Source organism: Marivirga salinae (assembly GCF_030503855.1).
In the GTDB taxonomy this organism is placed as follows: domain Bacteria; phylum Bacteroidota; class Bacteroidia; order Cytophagales; family Cyclobacteriaceae; genus Marivirga; species Marivirga salinarum.
The window spans coordinates 2,481,833-2,497,877 of sequence record NZ_CP129971.1 but is presented as its reverse complement, the minus strand read 5'-3'; the positions used below and the strand labels follow the sequence as shown (position 1 = coordinate 2,497,877).

The window sequence follows — 16,045 nt, the reverse complement described above, 5'->3', positions numbered from 1 at the left end:
ATGAACAAAGGATTTAATTTTAAATATAAAGCGCCTAAAACTGTTGCGGAAATAGGCTGCAATCATAAAGGCAACTTTGAAATTGCAAAAGAATTGATTGATTTGGCTAAAGAATGCAAAGCTGATTACGCCAAATTTCAAAAAAGAAACAATAAAGAATTATTATCTAAAGATCAATATGAAGCACCACACCCTAATCCAGCCAATTCTTATGGCGAAACTTATGGTGCCCATAGAGAATATTTAGAGTTTTCCGTTGAGCAGCATGCTGAACTGAAAAAATACTGTGAGAAAATTGGTGTCGGGTATGCTACTTCAGTTTGGGATGTTACATCAGCAAAAGAAATTATTTCCTTAAAGCCAGATTACATTAAGGTACCTTCAGCATGTAATAATTATTTTGATTTATTAAAAGTATTAAGGGATGAATACAAAGGTCAAGTGCACATATCCTTTGGGATGACAAATCATAAAGAGGAAGAAGAAATAGTGTCTTTCTTTGAAGAAACTGATCAGGCAAAAAACCGATTAGTCATTTATGATTGCACCTCAGGTTATCCTGTTCCTTTTGAGGATATATGCATGCTGGAAATCAATAGAATTTATGAAACATTTGGGGATAGAGTTGCTGAAATAGGATTTTCAGGACATCATTTAGGTATTGCAGTTGATATTGCAGCCTATACTTTAGGGGGTATGTGGATTGAAAGACATTTTACAAAAGATAGAACCTGGAAAGGGACAGATCATGCGGCTTCACTTGAACCTACAGGAATGAAAAAATTAGTGAGAGATTTACATGCTGCATATAAATCATTGACCTATAAACCAACTGAGATTCTACCAATAGAAGAAGTTCAACGCAATAAATTAAAATTTAGGAATTGAAAAAAATAGCTTTTATACCGGTAAGAGGAGGAAGCAAATCAATTCCTTTAAAAAACATTAAATTACTTAATGGTAAACCCCTTGTTTATTACGTAACGAAGGCATTGCAGGAAAGCTTATTAGTAGATGAAGTGGTAATTGCTACAGATAGTGAAGAAATTGAATCCGTAGTGAACTCTTTCGAATTTTCTAAAGTAAATGTTTATAGTAGAAAAAAAGAAAATGCAGCTGATCAATCTTCTACTGAAAGTGTAATGTTGGAGTATATTAAGGAAGCCACGCTTAAAAATAATGACATATTTATTCTGGTACAGGCCACTTCTCCTTTTACTAGTTCAACAAATTTTGATGAGGCCCTGAAATTATATGAAAAAGGTGATTTCGACTCCTTACTGACTTGCGCGAGAATAAAAAGATTTTTTTGGGATGAAAATGGACAGCCTATTAATTATGATTACACAAATCGTCCGAGAAGGCAGGATTTTGAAGGAAATTTAATTGAAAATGGTGCTTTTTATATCAATTCTGTTGGGAACATAATTAAAAATAAAAATCGACTTTCAGGTAAAATAGGTATTTATGAAATGCCTGAATATACCCAATTGGAATTGGATGAACCCTGGGATTGGCAAATTGCTGAAGAGCTTATCTTGAAATATGGCAATATATCTCAAAAGGATAAAAGCCCTATTAAGCTGGTTTTGTCAGATGTAGATGGGGTGCTTACCGATGCAGGAATGTATTATTCTGAAAATGGAGATGAACTAAAGAAATTTTCTACTTATGATGGAAAGGGTTTTGAACTTCTTAGAAACAATGGAATAAAAACAGGTATCATGACAGCCGAAGATGTTTCCTTGAATAGAAAAAGAGCTCAGAAACTTAAAGTAGACTTTCAATTCCATGGTATAAAAGATAAAATTTCTCAATTACAATCAATTATTCAAGAAACAGATATTAAAGCAGAGGAAATAGCCTACATTGGTGATGACATCAATGATGAGGAAGTATTAAAAGCAGTAGGATTAGCAGCATGTCCTGCAAATTCCGTCTCAAAGATAAAGGCTATTCCTAATATAATTAAACTCCAAAAATCTGGCGGAAACGGTGCATTCCGTGAATTCGTGGATGAACATATTTTAAAGCAATTCATATGAGTACTTGTAGCATTTGCGGAAGCAAAAACATCAAGGTTTTCAAGCATATTACCAGAGATGATTTTTCACTTTCCTTTAAGAAATGTAAAGTATGTAATCACATCGAGCAGATTCCTGAAAAAGAAACTGATATATATACGAGTGGTGAATTTTCTGAAAAATTTAGAGATAGCGCCATACCTTCTGCAATGAAAATCAAGGAGCTTGATAAAAGAGCCCTCAAAAGATTTGATTTCTACAAAGAGTACTTTCCTGAAACAATGAATTCAGCTCTTGAGATTGGCAGCTCAATTGGTTCATTTTTACATATTTTGAAATTAAATGGAGCCGAGGTTGAAGGGGTGGAACCAGATAAAACTTTTGCAGATTTTTCCCAACATCAATATGGATTCTCTCAACATGGAGTCATGCTGGAAGACTATCAAACTTCTCAAAAGTTTGATTTCATTTGTTCATTCCATGTAATTGAACATGTGCCCGATCCGCATGATTTTTTGAAACGACTGAAAAATGTAGCGAATGAAGGAGCCACCATTTTACATGAATTTCCATCAATGGAAATTTTTTCCTGGGGCGATTTAAAAAGAACTTATTGGGAACCACACTTACAATATTTTAATGCAGCCAGTGTTTATCAATTATTTTCACAATATTTCAAAGTGGAAAAAATTGGGTATTATGGTGCTGCCCTTTTTGTAGTAGCTAAAAATGAGAAATCCGAATTCAATAAAACTGCCTTTAATAAGTATAAAAGAAAAGCAGCATTAGTTAAAAATTTAATTAAAATCACCCCTTCCTTAAAAGTTAAGAAAAATATAGACCTAAAAGAGTTTGGATTTCGACTGTTTACAGAAAAAAACGATTATATTCAAAAAGCTAGCTATTTTGGAAAGTATGCTTTAAAAGAATTAAATTACGTAAGAAAAGAAAAGAATAAGGGTGGGAAAAAGTTATTTCAGCATTTAACCTACTTTAGAGGCTGGGAAAATGCCGGAGATACTGTTCTATCTAAAACTGTAAGAGATACTTTTAATCAAAAAGAATCTATTCAATGGCAATTAAACAAAGTAACAGAAGATGTTACTGAAAAAAGCATTGAACATTATAATAGAACTGAACATATAATCATTGGAGGTGGTGGCTTATTTCTACCTGATACCAATAAAAATGATAAAAGTGGTTGGCAATGGCCTATTAGCCTTGATTTACTTGAAAAGATTTCAGTCCCAATCTCCTTATTTGCAGTCGGTTATAATTATTTCCCAGGACAAAAACCAAATGACTTATTTATCAATAATTTAAATGCCATTGTTAGGAAAGCTAAATTTATAGGACTTCGAAATTCAGGTAGCATTGAAGCTGTTAAAAATTTAATAGATGTTGATTTAAAAGATAAAATAGTGTTTCAGCCCTGTACCACCACTATTATCAGGCAACTTAACCCAAAGCTTCCTAATAAAAAGAAATCGAAAAATATTGCAATAAATATGGCTTTCGATAGATATGAAAAAAGGTTTGGTGCAAATATTTATGAAGTGTTGGATCAAGTTGCACTTGCCTTAAAGAAGTTAGAAAAAATGGGCTATAAAATTCAACTTACAGGCCATTTGCAAGAAGATAATAAATTCCGGATTTTATTAGATAAGCATAAAGTCTCTTACCAATCGCATGTACTTCAGTTTATGACTCCTAATGAAGTGTATCAATTTTATAATGAAATGGAGATCGTGATGGGTATGAGAGGCCATGCTCAAATGATACCATTTGGTTTAAATTGTAAAATCATTACACTTTCTACCCATAACAAAATGAAGTTTTTCATGGATGACCTCGGAACACCTGAATTATCGGTTGATCTTAAAGTAGATTTTTCAAGTATAAAAGATAGAATCATAAATTCTGTTGATTTATTAGTAAAAAAAGAGGACTACTATTCAGATCTCTTTTATCAAAAACAACTTAATTTCTATTCAATCACACAAACCAATATAGAACAGATACTGAAAAAGTAAATTTAATCAGATCACAAATCATCCTTAGCAAAATAAACCTTTGCTGCTTTCATCACTTTAGGTGCCAGTATAAATGCCGAAATCATAGTAGGGAATGCCATCAAGGCGTACATTCCATCAATCAAACCGATTACAGCGCCCAGAGAAGCCACAGAACCCCAGATTACCATTCCGATGTAAAAATACTGGTACCACCGGACATGCTGGGCTCCAAACAAATAGGAAAAGCATTTTCCTCCGTAATAGGAATAGCTAAAAAGAGAAGTTATAGCAAATATAAATAAAGCTAAAACCAATAAATACCTACCTCCCCAAAGGGAATCATCAAAAGCCTTGATAGTTAAGGTTACTCCACTTATGCCTTCCGTATGATCTTGCCAAATTCCAGTAATTAAGATAGCTAAAGCCGTCATGGTACAAACGATAATAGTATCAATAGCAGGCCCCATCATGGCGACCAAACCTTCACGAACAGGTTCATTGGTTTTAGCTGCTCCATGTGCCATGGGTGCTGTCCCGATTCCTGCTTCATTAGAAAAAGCAGCTCTTCTTGCTCCTGCCACCACTATGGCTCCTACAGCTCCACCTAATACTGAATTGGCAGTAAAAGCATCTACAAAAATCAGTTTTAAATATTGGGGTACTAATTCATAATTCAAAACCAATATAGCAATTACAGCTACTACATAAATCCCAACCATCATTGGAACCATTCTTCCAGCTACAGTTCCTATTCTTTTAATTCCACCCAAAATCACCATAGCCACTATAATAGCTAAAATGAATCCAATGGTTAATTTTATAGCAAATGTGAGTTCAATTCCCATAGGTAATAACAGCCCCTCTCCGATTGCAGCTGTTAATTGATTGGACTGGAAACTTGGAATGGTTCCAAACATACCTGCCACACAAAATAAAATAGCCAATGGCTGCCATTTTTTACCCAATCCTTCACGAATCACATACATTGGACCACCCTGTAAGTGTCCCAGTGAATCTTTCCCTCTGTACATAACAGCTAAAGTACAAGTGAAAAATTTAGTAGCCATTCCTACAAACGCACTCACCCACATCCAAAATATAGCACCAGGACCTCCCATGGTTATAGCTACAGCCACACCACTGATATTTCCCATCCCAACAGTTGCTGCTAATGCCGTAGAAAGTGCTTGGTAATGGTTTATATCTCCTTCGCTTTGATCTTTATCATATTTCCCTCTGAGAATTTGAATCGCATGTTTTAAATAGCGAAAAGGAAGAAAACGCGAATACAAAAGGAAAAAGAGACCTCCTCCCATTAACAATAATAAAAGAGGCGTACCCCACATTGCATTACCAAAACTTACTAATATTTCTTTTAAAGACATCTATTTTAGAATATATGGATCGCTAAAGTAATAAAGAAATGAGTATTTGGGATAGAATTGTAGATTAAATATTAACGACTAAAGTAGCCTTTCCCCAATTTCAAAATACTGATCAATTCATAGTATAAATATCCATTTTGGTAAATACTTTAAAATTTGTTAAAAATGTAGTAGTTTAGGAAAAAGGCTTTCCTACAATGATTGAAAATAATCAAAATCTTAACTTATCTAAATTAAAAGCTTGTAATCAGTACTGGAATGAAATGCCCAATCATCCTCAAGGAAAGTTGTGTACAAATTGCTCAAATGTTATTCACGATTTCAGAAATAAAAATAAAACTGAAATTGCTCACATACATGCAATTAGTGAAGGAAATGTTTGTGGCTTATATTCAAAGAAACAACTACGTTCATCCATAAGTTTTGATAAAAGACCGAAAAAGAAAAGTCTATTTAAATCTTCCATTCTCGGCCTGATTTCAATATTAATAACTCCTGAAACTGCAGCTAATATAATAGCTCCAAAGGAGAAAATTGAATCCCTGTATAAATACAAATCTGACAATTTAAACAGAACTTTTAGCAGAAATAAAAAGCATGTAAAACAGGACTCATCCATTGTAACAGGACAAGTCAAGGTTTTGGGAGAAGACACACTTGGTATTCCTGGTATCAATGTTATAATTAAGGGTACAAGTACTATGACTTCTACTGATAATGATGGTAATTATTCTATCGAGATCCCACAAGAAATTGCATACCAAGATTCAGTAACAGTTACCTTTAAGTTTATTGGATATGCATCAAAAAACGTAAGGATTCAGAATAAAAGGCAAGAATTAAATGTCATGCTCTCACCAGATGAAAGTGAGCTTAGTGTGTTTTATATTTATGAAAAACCTCCCTTGCACAAGCGGGTTTGGAACTGGTTTACGAAACCTTTTAAATAATTGTAATTTTAAAGATCAACTATATCTAGAAAAGCTAAGCTACCGTAAAGCCTAGAATGTGCATTCAAGTTGAGAGAGCATTCTAAACTAATCAAAGATCAGAATACTCCCTACTCAACTTATAGCAAATTCAATTTAATCCCTCCATTAATCACAAAACCATCAACAGGAGCGTAAATATCTCTAAACTGTGGATTTTCTATATTCCCTCTATACACAGTGTCAAAAGCAGTTTGTCTAGTATCTGTAAAATTCTCAAAGTTTAGAAACACAGAAAACATTTCGCTAAATCTCTTTTCAGACATTAAACCAAAAATCCAATAGGACTGCCCTATTTCGCCATCATTTAGCTTTTGTGGACTGAAATAGTATGCTTCTAATCCCAACCAGAAATTTCCATGCTTTTCGTACATCAACACATTGTTTAATCGGTGTTTTGCTACCAATGGCATCTGTTCAGTGGAATTATTTAAAGTTTCATTCACATCTGCAAAAGTATAGCCTGTGAAAAGTTTAAAATCTTCATAACCCCATTTCAAGTTTAATTCTATTCCCTTAGAATCAATAAATCCTGCAGATTGGTTAAATTCAAATTGATTTTGAACCTGAACTAGATTCAATGGATTCTCAATTTGGGTATAGAAAAACAAAGCATTTGATGTTAATGATAACTTTTCTGTAAAGCTGTAGCTATAATTAATATCAAAATTTGCTCCATAAGAACGCTCAGCTGATAATTCAGACCTATTCAGTGGTCTCACACTTTGAAACTGCAGCGTCTCTGCTTCTTCTGAAAATACTGTTGGCGTTTTATACCCTAAACCACCTCCCATTCGAAATGTAAGACTGTTTGTTGGAGTGTACATAAGCGACAATCTTGGCAAAGGAAATAATCCATATTGATTGTTATAATCCAATCTTAAACCACTCTCGACTGCAATATTTTCAGAGAAATCATAAGTGTTTTGCAAAAATATACCAGTTGTATATTCCTGAAAACTATGGTTAAATGCCATACTATCCAGATTTTGATCAAAATTATCAGTCCATAAATTTAATCCACCAATCCATTCGGAATTTTCCATGACGTAGTTGAAGTTTAACTCACTAAATGAAGAAAACTGAAGTCCTGAAAAATTATAATCTGGAATTTCTATTCCTCTATCAAAATAACTTATACTATTCTTAAAGGAAGCTTTAAAATTATCTTCAAAAGAATGATCAATTAAAATCTGACTTGAGACACGATCCGTTTCATTTAATTCATAATATGGATTGTTGACATCCTCTCCATTAATAAAATCCATGTTTCCTCCCAATCGCTCCTCTTTCACCATATTTAAACCAATTTCTATTGTAGTTTCCTCTCTAGGATAAATAAAAAGTTTAGGATTAAGCGTAAAACGATCAAATTTCGGTATTGCCGTTAAACCTATACCTGCTGGGTCATAGGCAGTACCTTTGTTATAGGAAGCAAAAATAGTGGTTCCTATTTTCTCATTTCTATTGGCATAAAAACTACTAACATCCAATCCTAAGGCTGATGTTCCATTAAACATCATACTTAACTCAGGTTTACTTTTAGGGTCTTTGGAAATTAAATTCACTAACCCAGCAATGGCACCTCCACCATACAATGTTGAGTTGGAACCTTTAATAACCTCAACTTGCTTTAAATCCAATGGTGCTATTTGCATTAAACTCAAGCTACCCGAATAACCAGAAAAAAGTGGTAAACCATCACGTAATAACTGTGTGTATTTCCCATCCAATCCTTGAATTCTAATACTAGAGTTATAGCTGGTGGCAGAGGTTTGCTGAGTTCTAATACCGGTACTCTCATTTAGTAGCATTCTAATATCGCCCGGTTTCATATTTCCTTTCTCAGTAAGTTCCCCACCAGCAATAAATTCTACTCGAGTAGGGATATTATCAATGGTTCTGCTTGATCTAGTAGAACTGATAGTAACCTCTTCCATCTCGCCATGCTTATGATGGAGTTTAAACGTTAGTAATTCTGAGGCTTCTTTGGAAGGAAAATCCAATTCAAATGACAATGTTTCATAGCCGACATAGCTAATTTGGAATTGATGTTTTCCTTCAGGGATATTATCTATAATAGCTTTTCCAGTGGTATCGGTCACAGCTCCTAATCCTAATTTTTTGTTATGAATAGTGGCTCCTATTAATGGTTCTTCGCTTTCTTCGTCCAAAACTAAAGCGGTAAATTGGTATTGAGCTTGTAGATCAATGCTATTGATTGTCAATAGCAAAGCACAAGCAAAAATTATTCTATTAAGCATATCGAATACAGATTATAATAAATATATTAATTGAATCATATTACCTAGAAGTAAAATGAGATTGAATTCTATTTATGATAGCTGCATCGGTGGCTTCAAAAGCCTAAAACGAGCTTCTTTTTTCAGATAGGTTTCAAGAAAAGGAGAATAGACATTTGATTTTTTCAAATGACCATTAAGTGCAATCAGAGGAGTATTTATTATAATATTTCCTGTACAATTACCACAATCAAAAAAGGGTGAACATGGAAAATCCTCTTGGTGGCTCTTGGGTTTCTCATTGTCACAAGCAATCAATTCATCAACTTCACAAAGCTCTTCCTCCTCACAACAAAATGCAAGTGAGCTGGATAAAACAATCATAATGAGTATAAATGAACAAATGCGCTTCAAAGTAGATTTTATTCCTTTTGTAGTAAATACAAAAATAACTCATTTTCTCGTAAAGCTTAAAGCTTATTGAGCCAAATCTAAAATCAGCTATAAAATAATCAACGTAATGACTCATCATTTTCATCAATCAAATTTATAAAACCTATAAATTATTTTTATTTGGATTGATTATAAATAGTGTATATGTTTGCATTGTTATTTTTAATCAATCTAAATATATATAAAAAATGAAGAAATATTTACTCCCGATACTTTTATTAATCGGCATGCAATCCGCTTTTGCACAACAGAGCAAAATCACAGGGACTGTTACAAACACAGATGGAAGCCCAATAGAATTTGTAAATGTTGCCTTGAAGGAAAAAAACACAGGAGCAGTTTCTGAGCAAAATGGTCAGTATATAATTTCAAATATTTCACCTGGGAGATATACATTAATTTGCTCTTTTGTAGGCTATCAATCTGCTGAGAGAAAAATTCAAATTAAAGAAAATGAAAACTTAAACATCAATTTCACATTGAAAGATGATGCGCTACAACTGGATGAAATTACCGTTAGCTATACTCAAAAGAATAAATTCCATAAAGACAGTAGTTTTATAGTTTCAAAATTGCCTTTAAAAGATATCGAAAATCCACAGGTATATAATTCCATTCCAAAAACCATATTGAAAGAACAGGTAGTTACCAATATGAATGATGCCTTGAAAAATGCAACTGGTGTTACCCGATTATGGGAATCTACCGGAAGAGGCGGAGATGGTGCTGAATTCTATTCGATGAGGGGATTCTCCGTGCAACCTACTTTAGTAAATGGAATGCCAGCCATCAATAATGCCGGACTTGATCCTGCCAATGTAGAATCCATCGATATTATCAAAGGTCCTTCAGGGACACTTTTTGGCAGTCCTGTCATTTCTTATGGAGGCATGATCAATATCACTACCAAACAGCCCTATGAATCCTTCGGTGGATCAATCAATTACATAACGGGTAGCAATGGGTTAAACAGAATTGCTGCTGATGTGAATTCCAAAATCACTGATCAATCTTTTGCTAGGGTCAATATGGCTTACAACAAACAGAACTCTTTTCAAGATGCCGGTTTTAGTGAATCGCTTTTTATAGCACCATCATTTAAATTTAAGCCTTCTGATAAATTAACCTTCTTGGTAAATACTGAATTTCTATCTTCAGAAAGCGCTAATGCTCCAATGCTGTTTTTAAATAGAAATGCTGAGCTTTCATACGACAATATTAGTGACTTTGAAGATGCTTACACCAGATCTTTTACTTCAAATGATTTAACTATAAAAAACCCTTCTTTTGGGTTGCAAGCGCAAGCGTTATATGAGATTTCTGATAACTGGACTTCTCAAACGGTTATTTCAAGAAGTAATACAAAGGCAAATGGCTTTTATCATTATCTATGGGATTTAACGGATGGTGAAAATTTTGCCCGATACATCTCAAAACGAAATAGTGAAACGAATACTACTGACATCCAGCAAAATTTCCTTGGGGATTTCAAAATAGCAGGTTTAAGAAATAGAATCGTTATTGGTCTAGATTATTACAATTCAATTCTTAGGGATAACAGCTCTGGCTATGTGCAAAATGGTACGGTCAATATTCAAACGCAAGAGGATACTGGCGTATTAACAACAGCAGGAACAAACGCATTTTTGGAAGAAAACTTTGCGGGCATTAATGAAGCCACCAATGAAGTGATGAGCGCTTATATTTCAGATGTCATCAACATCACTCCTTCCCTATCTGCCATGACTAGTGTTAGGCTAGATCGATTCTCGGGCAAACCTTCTATTTACAGTGCAGAACCTATAGAAGAACAATATGCCGTTTCTCCAAAATTCGGTTTGGTATATCAAATTCTTAATGAAAAACTTTCTGTTTTTGGAAATTATATGAATGGATTTGTAAATCAAGCTCCTCAGCAAGTTGCTGATGCGGATGGCTCTAATCCTCGATTGAAAAGTTTTGATCCTGAAAATGCGAATCAGTATGAAGGGGGAATTAAATCCAATTTCTTCAATAACAGATTGAGCGCAACTGCAAGTTACTACCACATTACGGTAGCCAATAGACTAATGACTGATCCGGAAAATGTCAATAATTCTATCCAGGGTGGTGAAGTAGTCAGCCAAGGATATGAAGTAAGTCTTACTGCAAACCCAATTGCTGGTTTAAATTTGATTGCTGGATACAGCAATAATGACAGCGAAGTAACAAAAGATTATGAGACTTCTGGATATCTGGGCTTGAGACCGGAAGAAGCAGGACCTTCTGAAGTATTCAACTTCTGGGCAAGTTATAGCATTCCTAGTGGTACTTTTAAAGGAGTGGGAGTTGGCTTTGGAGGTAATGGAGCAAGCGAGCATTTAACTTTGAATAGAGCCACTACTGGTACTTTCGTTTTACCAGCTTACCAAGTATTTAATGCTTCATTATCTTATTCTACATTTCAATACGATATCATTTTAAAAGCAAATAATATTACAGATCAGCGCTACTATTCAGGTTGGTCAACCGTAACACCCCAAAACTTAAGGAATTATTCCTTGAGTTTAAATTTCAAGTTCTGATTTCTTGCACACTCTTAAAAGTAGTCAGTAACTCTAAATCAATAGCCCAGGATTATTCCCGGGCTATTGGTTTCTTCACAATGGAAAGAAAATAAATGAAGAAAATAACAAATAAAATTCATCTCATTCTAGGCTTAGGATCAGGCCTTGTTGTATTTATAGTTGCCATTACGGGATGCCTGTGGGTTTTTAGAGAGGAAATAAAAGTCATCACCCAAGAAGAACTCATTATTGAAAATTCGAATGATGAGTTCCTAAGCATTACTGAAGCAAAGGCAATTGCACATTCTGTATATCCCAATAAATTAATACATGGCATTCTCTATGATGACACATCAGAGCCCATTGAAGCCATATTTTACCAAGCAGATCCACTTTTTTATAGCTCTGTATTTATCCACCCTACTCAAGGCACTATTCTTAAAACTGAAAACCATTTAACCGGCTTCTTTGCTTTTGTATTGGATGGCCACATACATCTATGGTTGCCAGAAGCGATCGGAACTCAAATTGTAAAATGGTCAACGGTTCTATTTTTACTGTTAGTGATGAGTGGAATTTACCTTTGGTGGCCAAGAAATAAAAAGAATAAAAAGCAACGATTCAAATTTGATTGGAAATCCACAACTAAGTGGAAAAGGAAAAATTTTGATCTCCATAGCATTTTTGGTTTCTATGTGAGCATATTCGCATTGATTTTCATTCTAACTGGGTTAATAATGGCTTTCCCCATCGTAAATAAAGCCGTTTACCGGGCGATGGGCGGTGAGAAAGAAGCTACTTTCCTAATTCCCGAAGGTTCCAAACGTGAATCTCCTGATGGGCTTAAATCTATAGACAACCTATTACAAAAACTACAAATTGAATATCCAAATGCTATGGACTATGAAATTCATCTTCCTCATTCAGATTCGTCAGCCATTTATGTGGAGATTTCTAATGAAAATGGAGTATTCTATAATTCTGACTTCGTGTTTTTCGATCAAAACACTTTTGAAGAGATCCCATCTGGCACTTATTATGGTAAATATGATCAAGCCAATATTCCAGATAAATTAATACGAATGAATTACGACACGCATATTGGAGCTATTGCGGGGCTCCCAGGAAAAATAATTGCATTTCTAGCTAGTTTAACCGTTGCTTCTTTACCGATAACAGGTTTCTTGTTGTGGTATGGAAGAAAGTTTAAAAAGAAGAGGAAAAAACGAATTGAAAACAGGCAGCTGGCTTAAACAGGTTAAGAAAATTATGTAGAACTATTTTACTGGTCATGAAATAAGCCAGGCATAAAAATAATCTTTATGCCTGTTCCCTTTCATATCTTTTAATATTTTTTTGCCATTTGAGAACAACATCAATTATCCAAAAAAGCACATCAACTCATTGCAGCACTATATTGAAAAATAAAGCTCTCAGAAGCGACTTTACTGAGCTAAATATTGATTTTAAAAAAACTGTATCATCAACAAATTTCATATTTCGATGAATTAGCTGAGAAAATGGAAGTGCATTGGGATGACTTCCTTGATAAGGATTTAAAGTTTTCATACTGGTTGCTATATTTTCAACATAGCCAATATCACTTATTTTTTGAGCCTGATTATCATTTTAGTCGGTATCGACTGAAACCTTTGAGAAATAGTTTTTACTCAAAAGACCAATTCTTAATCTACGGAAATGGAGAACTTATCAAAGACTACATGCTTTACAACATTCTTAGAAAAATAATTAACAAGCGTTTAAGAAATGAAAAGAATTTCTACTAAATAATGTACTGGATAAATCCTTGGTTGAAGTAGCTTATAGTATTGAAATTTCCACATTCAATATTGTTTTCTTTCAAAAATCCAGTATATTTAAATCAATCAGAAAAAATTGCTGCAAATACTAGTTTCATTAGTGATCAGAAGTATTCTTGACCAAACAAGGTTGAACTTTCTACTTACTGTTTTCTTATTAAAGATTTTTTGCATTACCTTATTAATAGCAATGGACACCCAAAGTAAAAACCATATCGATGGCGAAAATTCGGACAAAAATGGATTTCAGCTACTAGATAAAAGTGGAAATATATATAAGCAAATATTTAACCTCTCTCTCATTCCGGTCATTGTCCATGATATGGAAATGAACATCATTGAAGTTAATAAGAGTGCTGTAAAGCAATTTGGATATCCTGAAAATGAATTTTTACAAAAAAAAGTATTTGACCTTCATACTCCTGATGAGATTGATCATTCCAGCGAAGTACTACAAAAAATGGAGGAAGAAGAAGCGCATCATGCAGAGACGCAATTTACAAGAAAGGATGGATCTGTTTTTGATGCTGAAGTAACTCCTTGCAAATATATTCTAGAGGGTCAGCCTGTCATTCATGTATTCATTAATGATATCACAGAGAAAAAAAATAATGAAAGAAGGATTGCCCAATATAATTCTGCTTTAAAGAAACAAGTAGTAGAGGTTGAGAAAAATGTAAAACAACTGAAAAGAAAAAATGAAGAACTCGAGCAATTTGCATTTGTCGCTAGCCATGATTTGCAAGAGCCATTAAGAACTGTGACGAGCTATGTTCAGTTACTTGAAAAAAAATATAGTAACAAGTTAGATGACAAGGGACATAAATTCATTGAATTTATAAGCAAGGCATCTAAAAGAATGAGCTCCCTGATCGAGGGCCTATTAAAATATGCCCAGATAGGTAAAAATAGTGTAAAAGAAGAAGTGGACTGTAATGAACTGATGAAATTGATAGTTGAAGATCTTAAAGTCTTGATTGAAGAAAAGCAGATTGATATCAAATGGGAAAAGCTTCCAGTTGTAAGAGGGTATAAAGTGGAGCTGAAAAGTCTCTTTCAAAATTTGATTAAGAATGGTATCAAATATCAACAAAAAGACAGCACTCCTCGCATCAAAATTTCTGCTCAAGAAGAAAAAAAGGTCTGGATCTTTAAAATAAAAGACAATGGCATAGGTATCGACAAAAAGCATTACAATTCCATTTTCACTCTTTACAGAAGACTTCATAATCAGAGAGAATTCGAAGGAACCGGTATAGGTTTAGCTCATTGTAGAAAAATAGTGGAGATCCATGATGGAGACATATGGGTAGAATCTGAATTAAACAATGGGTCGACCTTCCACGTTAGCATGCCAAAATTTACCCTATGAAGAAAAAACTAAATTATGTATTATTGGTAGATGATGATGAAGCTACGAATTATTTAAATAAAATGATAATTGAGGAAAGAGGCTGTGCAGAAGAAATAATAATTGTTGAGAATGGCCTGGAGGCACTCAAGTTTCTGACAAATAAGCGGAATGGAAAATTTCCACAGCCTGATCTGATTTTCCTTGATATTAACATGCCCTTGATGGATGGTTGGGAATTTTTAGAAGAATACAAAAAGCTAGAAGAAAACCAGAAATCGAAAGTAATTATAGTAATGCTCACTACTTCAATTAATCCTGACGATAAGGAAAAGGCCCACAATCATCAGGAAATACAAAATTATGAAAACAAACCTTTAGATGAACAAAAATTAGAAAGAGTTCTTAAAGAATATTTCCCAGATCACATCTGAATATTTAATTTTGTCAGGTTCTGAATAATAGGGACTTTATAAAAAAACAAGATTGAAGAAAGAAGTACAATGCCCAATATAACAATTACACAAAACGCCTTCATTAAAGCGCTGCAAAGCTATTTGGAAAAAATTGATTTACGGTCCGATTTCACTTCCCTTCAAATTAACTTTGATCAAGTCTATAATCCCAATGAGGAAAATTTTCTAGAATTAAGAGAAGAACTGGAAATTGAATTAAATTCTCTCCTGAATAAGAATCTTTCATTTACATTTCATCTTTTGAACTTACAGCCTACGGACTTCAATATCTTTTTTGAACCTGAATATCATTTCAACCGCTACAGGCTCAAAACTTTACGAAACAGTTTTTATCAAGACATATCCTACTTTGATATACAGAAATGGAGAACTTATTGTCGCTCTAAAGAAAAGGAAGCTTTCAAGGGTGGTTTAACCAATGAAATTTGGACTTATCCTATTTCAGAAAAATTATTAGGCAAAGCAGATGAACCAGGCTATTTCGGAGGAAATGGTAGTTCTGGATGGAAATTGCACGCCATTGCCAATTTCTGTTTAGATTTGTATTGTCATCAGCATAAAATTAAATTTCTCAGATTAACTCCCTACGATAGCTTTATGTCAGCTGGAAAAATTGAATTATTAGGCAATTCCTTAAAGTTAAGGAAGCAAGAGCAATCCATTCAGCAAATGATGAGTCGTAAAATTGGATATGAAATTCCAGGCGCTAAAAATAAAGAGGAAATAATTGACAAATAAATTAA

General features: G+C 33.9%; 13 protein-coding genes. 10 read left to right on the top strand and 3 right to left on the bottom strand.

All coding sequences use genetic code 11. The features are described from left to right. From QYS49_RS10470 to QYS49_RS10460, 3 genes are read left to right on the top strand one after another with little or no spacing between them, the layout of a single operon-like run. On the top strand, positions 1–888 hold the full coding sequence (locus QYS49_RS10470) for an N-acetylneuraminate synthase family protein (protein ID WP_308347182.1): 888 nt from the start codon (positions 1–3) through the stop codon (positions 886–888). Beyond that, on the top strand, positions 885–2,045 hold the full coding sequence (locus QYS49_RS10465) for a cytidylyltransferase domain-containing protein (RefSeq protein WP_308347181.1): 1,161 nt from the start codon (positions 885–887) through the stop codon (positions 2,043–2,045). The genes QYS49_RS10470 and QYS49_RS10465 overlap by 4 nt, the downstream gene beginning before the upstream one ends. Further along, complete coding sequence (locus QYS49_RS10460; protein WP_308347180.1) at positions 2,042–4,057, top strand: polysaccharide pyruvyl transferase family protein; 2,016 nt, start codon at positions 2,042–2,044, stop codon at positions 4,055–4,057. Before QYS49_RS10465 ends, QYS49_RS10460 begins: the two co-directional genes overlap by 4 nt. A gap of 11 nt (positions 4,058–4,068) precedes the next feature. Here the strand turns inward: QYS49_RS10460 and QYS49_RS10455 are convergent, their stop codons facing one another. Then, positions 4,069–5,424, bottom strand: coding sequence for an alanine/glycine:cation symporter family protein (locus QYS49_RS10455; protein WP_308347179.1), 1,356 nt, complete (start codon positions 5,422–5,424; stop codon positions 4,069–4,071). Positions 5,425–5,621: 197 nt separating this feature from the next. Between QYS49_RS10455 and QYS49_RS10450 the strand changes: the two genes are divergently transcribed. Next, positions 5,622–6,374, top strand: coding sequence for a carboxypeptidase-like regulatory domain-containing protein (locus QYS49_RS10450; RefSeq protein ID WP_308347178.1), 753 nt, complete (start codon positions 5,622–5,624; stop codon positions 6,372–6,374). Positions 6,375–6,493: 119 nt separating this feature from the next. On the opposite strand, the gene QYS49_RS10445 is transcribed toward QYS49_RS10450, so the two are convergent. Together QYS49_RS10445 and QYS49_RS10440 are read right to left on the bottom strand one after the other, a co-directional pair. Continuing rightward, positions 6,494–8,677, bottom strand: coding sequence for a TonB-dependent receptor (locus QYS49_RS10445; protein ID WP_308347177.1), 2,184 nt, complete (start codon positions 8,675–8,677; stop codon positions 6,494–6,496). Between the two features lie 72 nt (positions 8,678–8,749). Next, positions 8,750–9,040, bottom strand: a complete 291-nt coding sequence (locus QYS49_RS10440) for a hypothetical protein (RefSeq protein ID WP_308347176.1) — start codon at positions 9,038–9,040, stop codon at positions 8,750–8,752. Between the two features lie 257 nt (positions 9,041–9,297). Between QYS49_RS10440 and QYS49_RS10435 the strand changes: the two genes are divergently transcribed. From QYS49_RS10435 to QYS49_RS10410, 6 genes are all read left to right on the top strand, one after another. After that, the gene (locus tag QYS49_RS10435; RefSeq protein ID WP_308347175.1) at positions 9,298–11,673 is read left to right on the top strand and encodes a TonB-dependent siderophore receptor; all 2,376 of its coding nucleotides are present in this window, start codon (positions 9,298–9,300) and stop codon (positions 11,671–11,673) included. Between the two features lie 95 nt (positions 11,674–11,768). Further along, positions 11,769–12,908, top strand: a complete 1,140-nt coding sequence (locus QYS49_RS10430) for a PepSY-associated TM helix domain-containing protein (RefSeq protein ID WP_308347174.1) — start codon at positions 11,769–11,771, stop codon at positions 12,906–12,908. Positions 12,909–13,115: 207 nt separating this feature from the next. Further along, on the top strand, positions 13,116–13,442 hold the full coding sequence (locus QYS49_RS10425; RefSeq protein ID WP_308347173.1) for a DUF7255 family protein: 327 nt from the start codon (positions 13,116–13,118) through the stop codon (positions 13,440–13,442). A gap of 223 nt (positions 13,443–13,665) precedes the next feature. Continuing rightward, positions 13,666–14,847, top strand: coding sequence for a PAS domain-containing sensor histidine kinase (locus tag QYS49_RS10420; RefSeq protein ID WP_308347172.1), 1,182 nt, complete (start codon positions 13,666–13,668; stop codon positions 14,845–14,847). Further along, positions 14,844–15,260 (top strand): response regulator, encoded by a 417-nt coding sequence (locus QYS49_RS10415; RefSeq protein ID WP_308347171.1) that lies wholly within the window; start codon positions 14,844–14,846, stop codon positions 15,258–15,260. The genes QYS49_RS10420 and QYS49_RS10415 overlap by 4 nt, the downstream gene beginning before the upstream one ends. Before the next feature lie 69 nt (positions 15,261–15,329). Continuing rightward, on the top strand, positions 15,330–16,040 hold the full coding sequence (locus tag QYS49_RS10410; protein WP_308347170.1) for a DUF7255 family protein: 711 nt from the start codon (positions 15,330–15,332) through the stop codon (positions 16,038–16,040). The last annotated feature ends 5 nt before the right edge of the window (positions 16,041–16,045 follow it).

Coding starts and splice junctions, on each gene's coding strand:
- QYS49_RS10470 (WP_308347182.1), top strand. CDS start 1: ATGAACAAAGGATTTAATTTTAAATATAAAGCGCCTAAAACTGTTGCG.
- QYS49_RS10460 (WP_308347180.1), top strand. CDS start 2,042: ATGAGTACTTGTAGCATTTGCGGAAGCAAAAACATCAAGGTTTTCAAG.
- QYS49_RS10455 (WP_308347179.1), bottom strand. CDS start 5,424: ATGTCTTTAAAAGAAATATTAGTAAGTTTTGGTAATGCAATGTGGGGT.
- QYS49_RS10450 (WP_308347178.1), top strand. CDS start 5,622: ATGATTGAAAATAATCAAAATCTTAACTTATCTAAATTAAAAGCTTGT.
- QYS49_RS10445 (WP_308347177.1), bottom strand. CDS start 8,677: ATGCTTAATAGAATAATTTTTGCTTGTGCTTTGCTATTGACAATCAAT.
- QYS49_RS10440 (WP_308347176.1), bottom strand. CDS start 9,040: ATGATTGTTTTATCCAGCTCACTTGCATTTTGTTGTGAGGAGGAAGAG.
- QYS49_RS10435 (WP_308347175.1), top strand. CDS start 9,298: ATGAAGAAATATTTACTCCCGATACTTTTATTAATCGGCATGCAATCC.
- QYS49_RS10430 (WP_308347174.1), top strand. CDS start 11,769: ATGAAGAAAATAACAAATAAAATTCATCTCATTCTAGGCTTAGGATCA.
- QYS49_RS10420 (WP_308347172.1), top strand. CDS start 13,666: ATGGACACCCAAAGTAAAAACCATATCGATGGCGAAAATTCGGACAAA.
- QYS49_RS10415 (WP_308347171.1), top strand. CDS start 14,844: ATGAAGAAAAAACTAAATTATGTATTATTGGTAGATGATGATGAAGCT.
- QYS49_RS10410 (WP_308347170.1), top strand. CDS start 15,330: ATGCCCAATATAACAATTACACAAAACGCCTTCATTAAAGCGCTGCAA.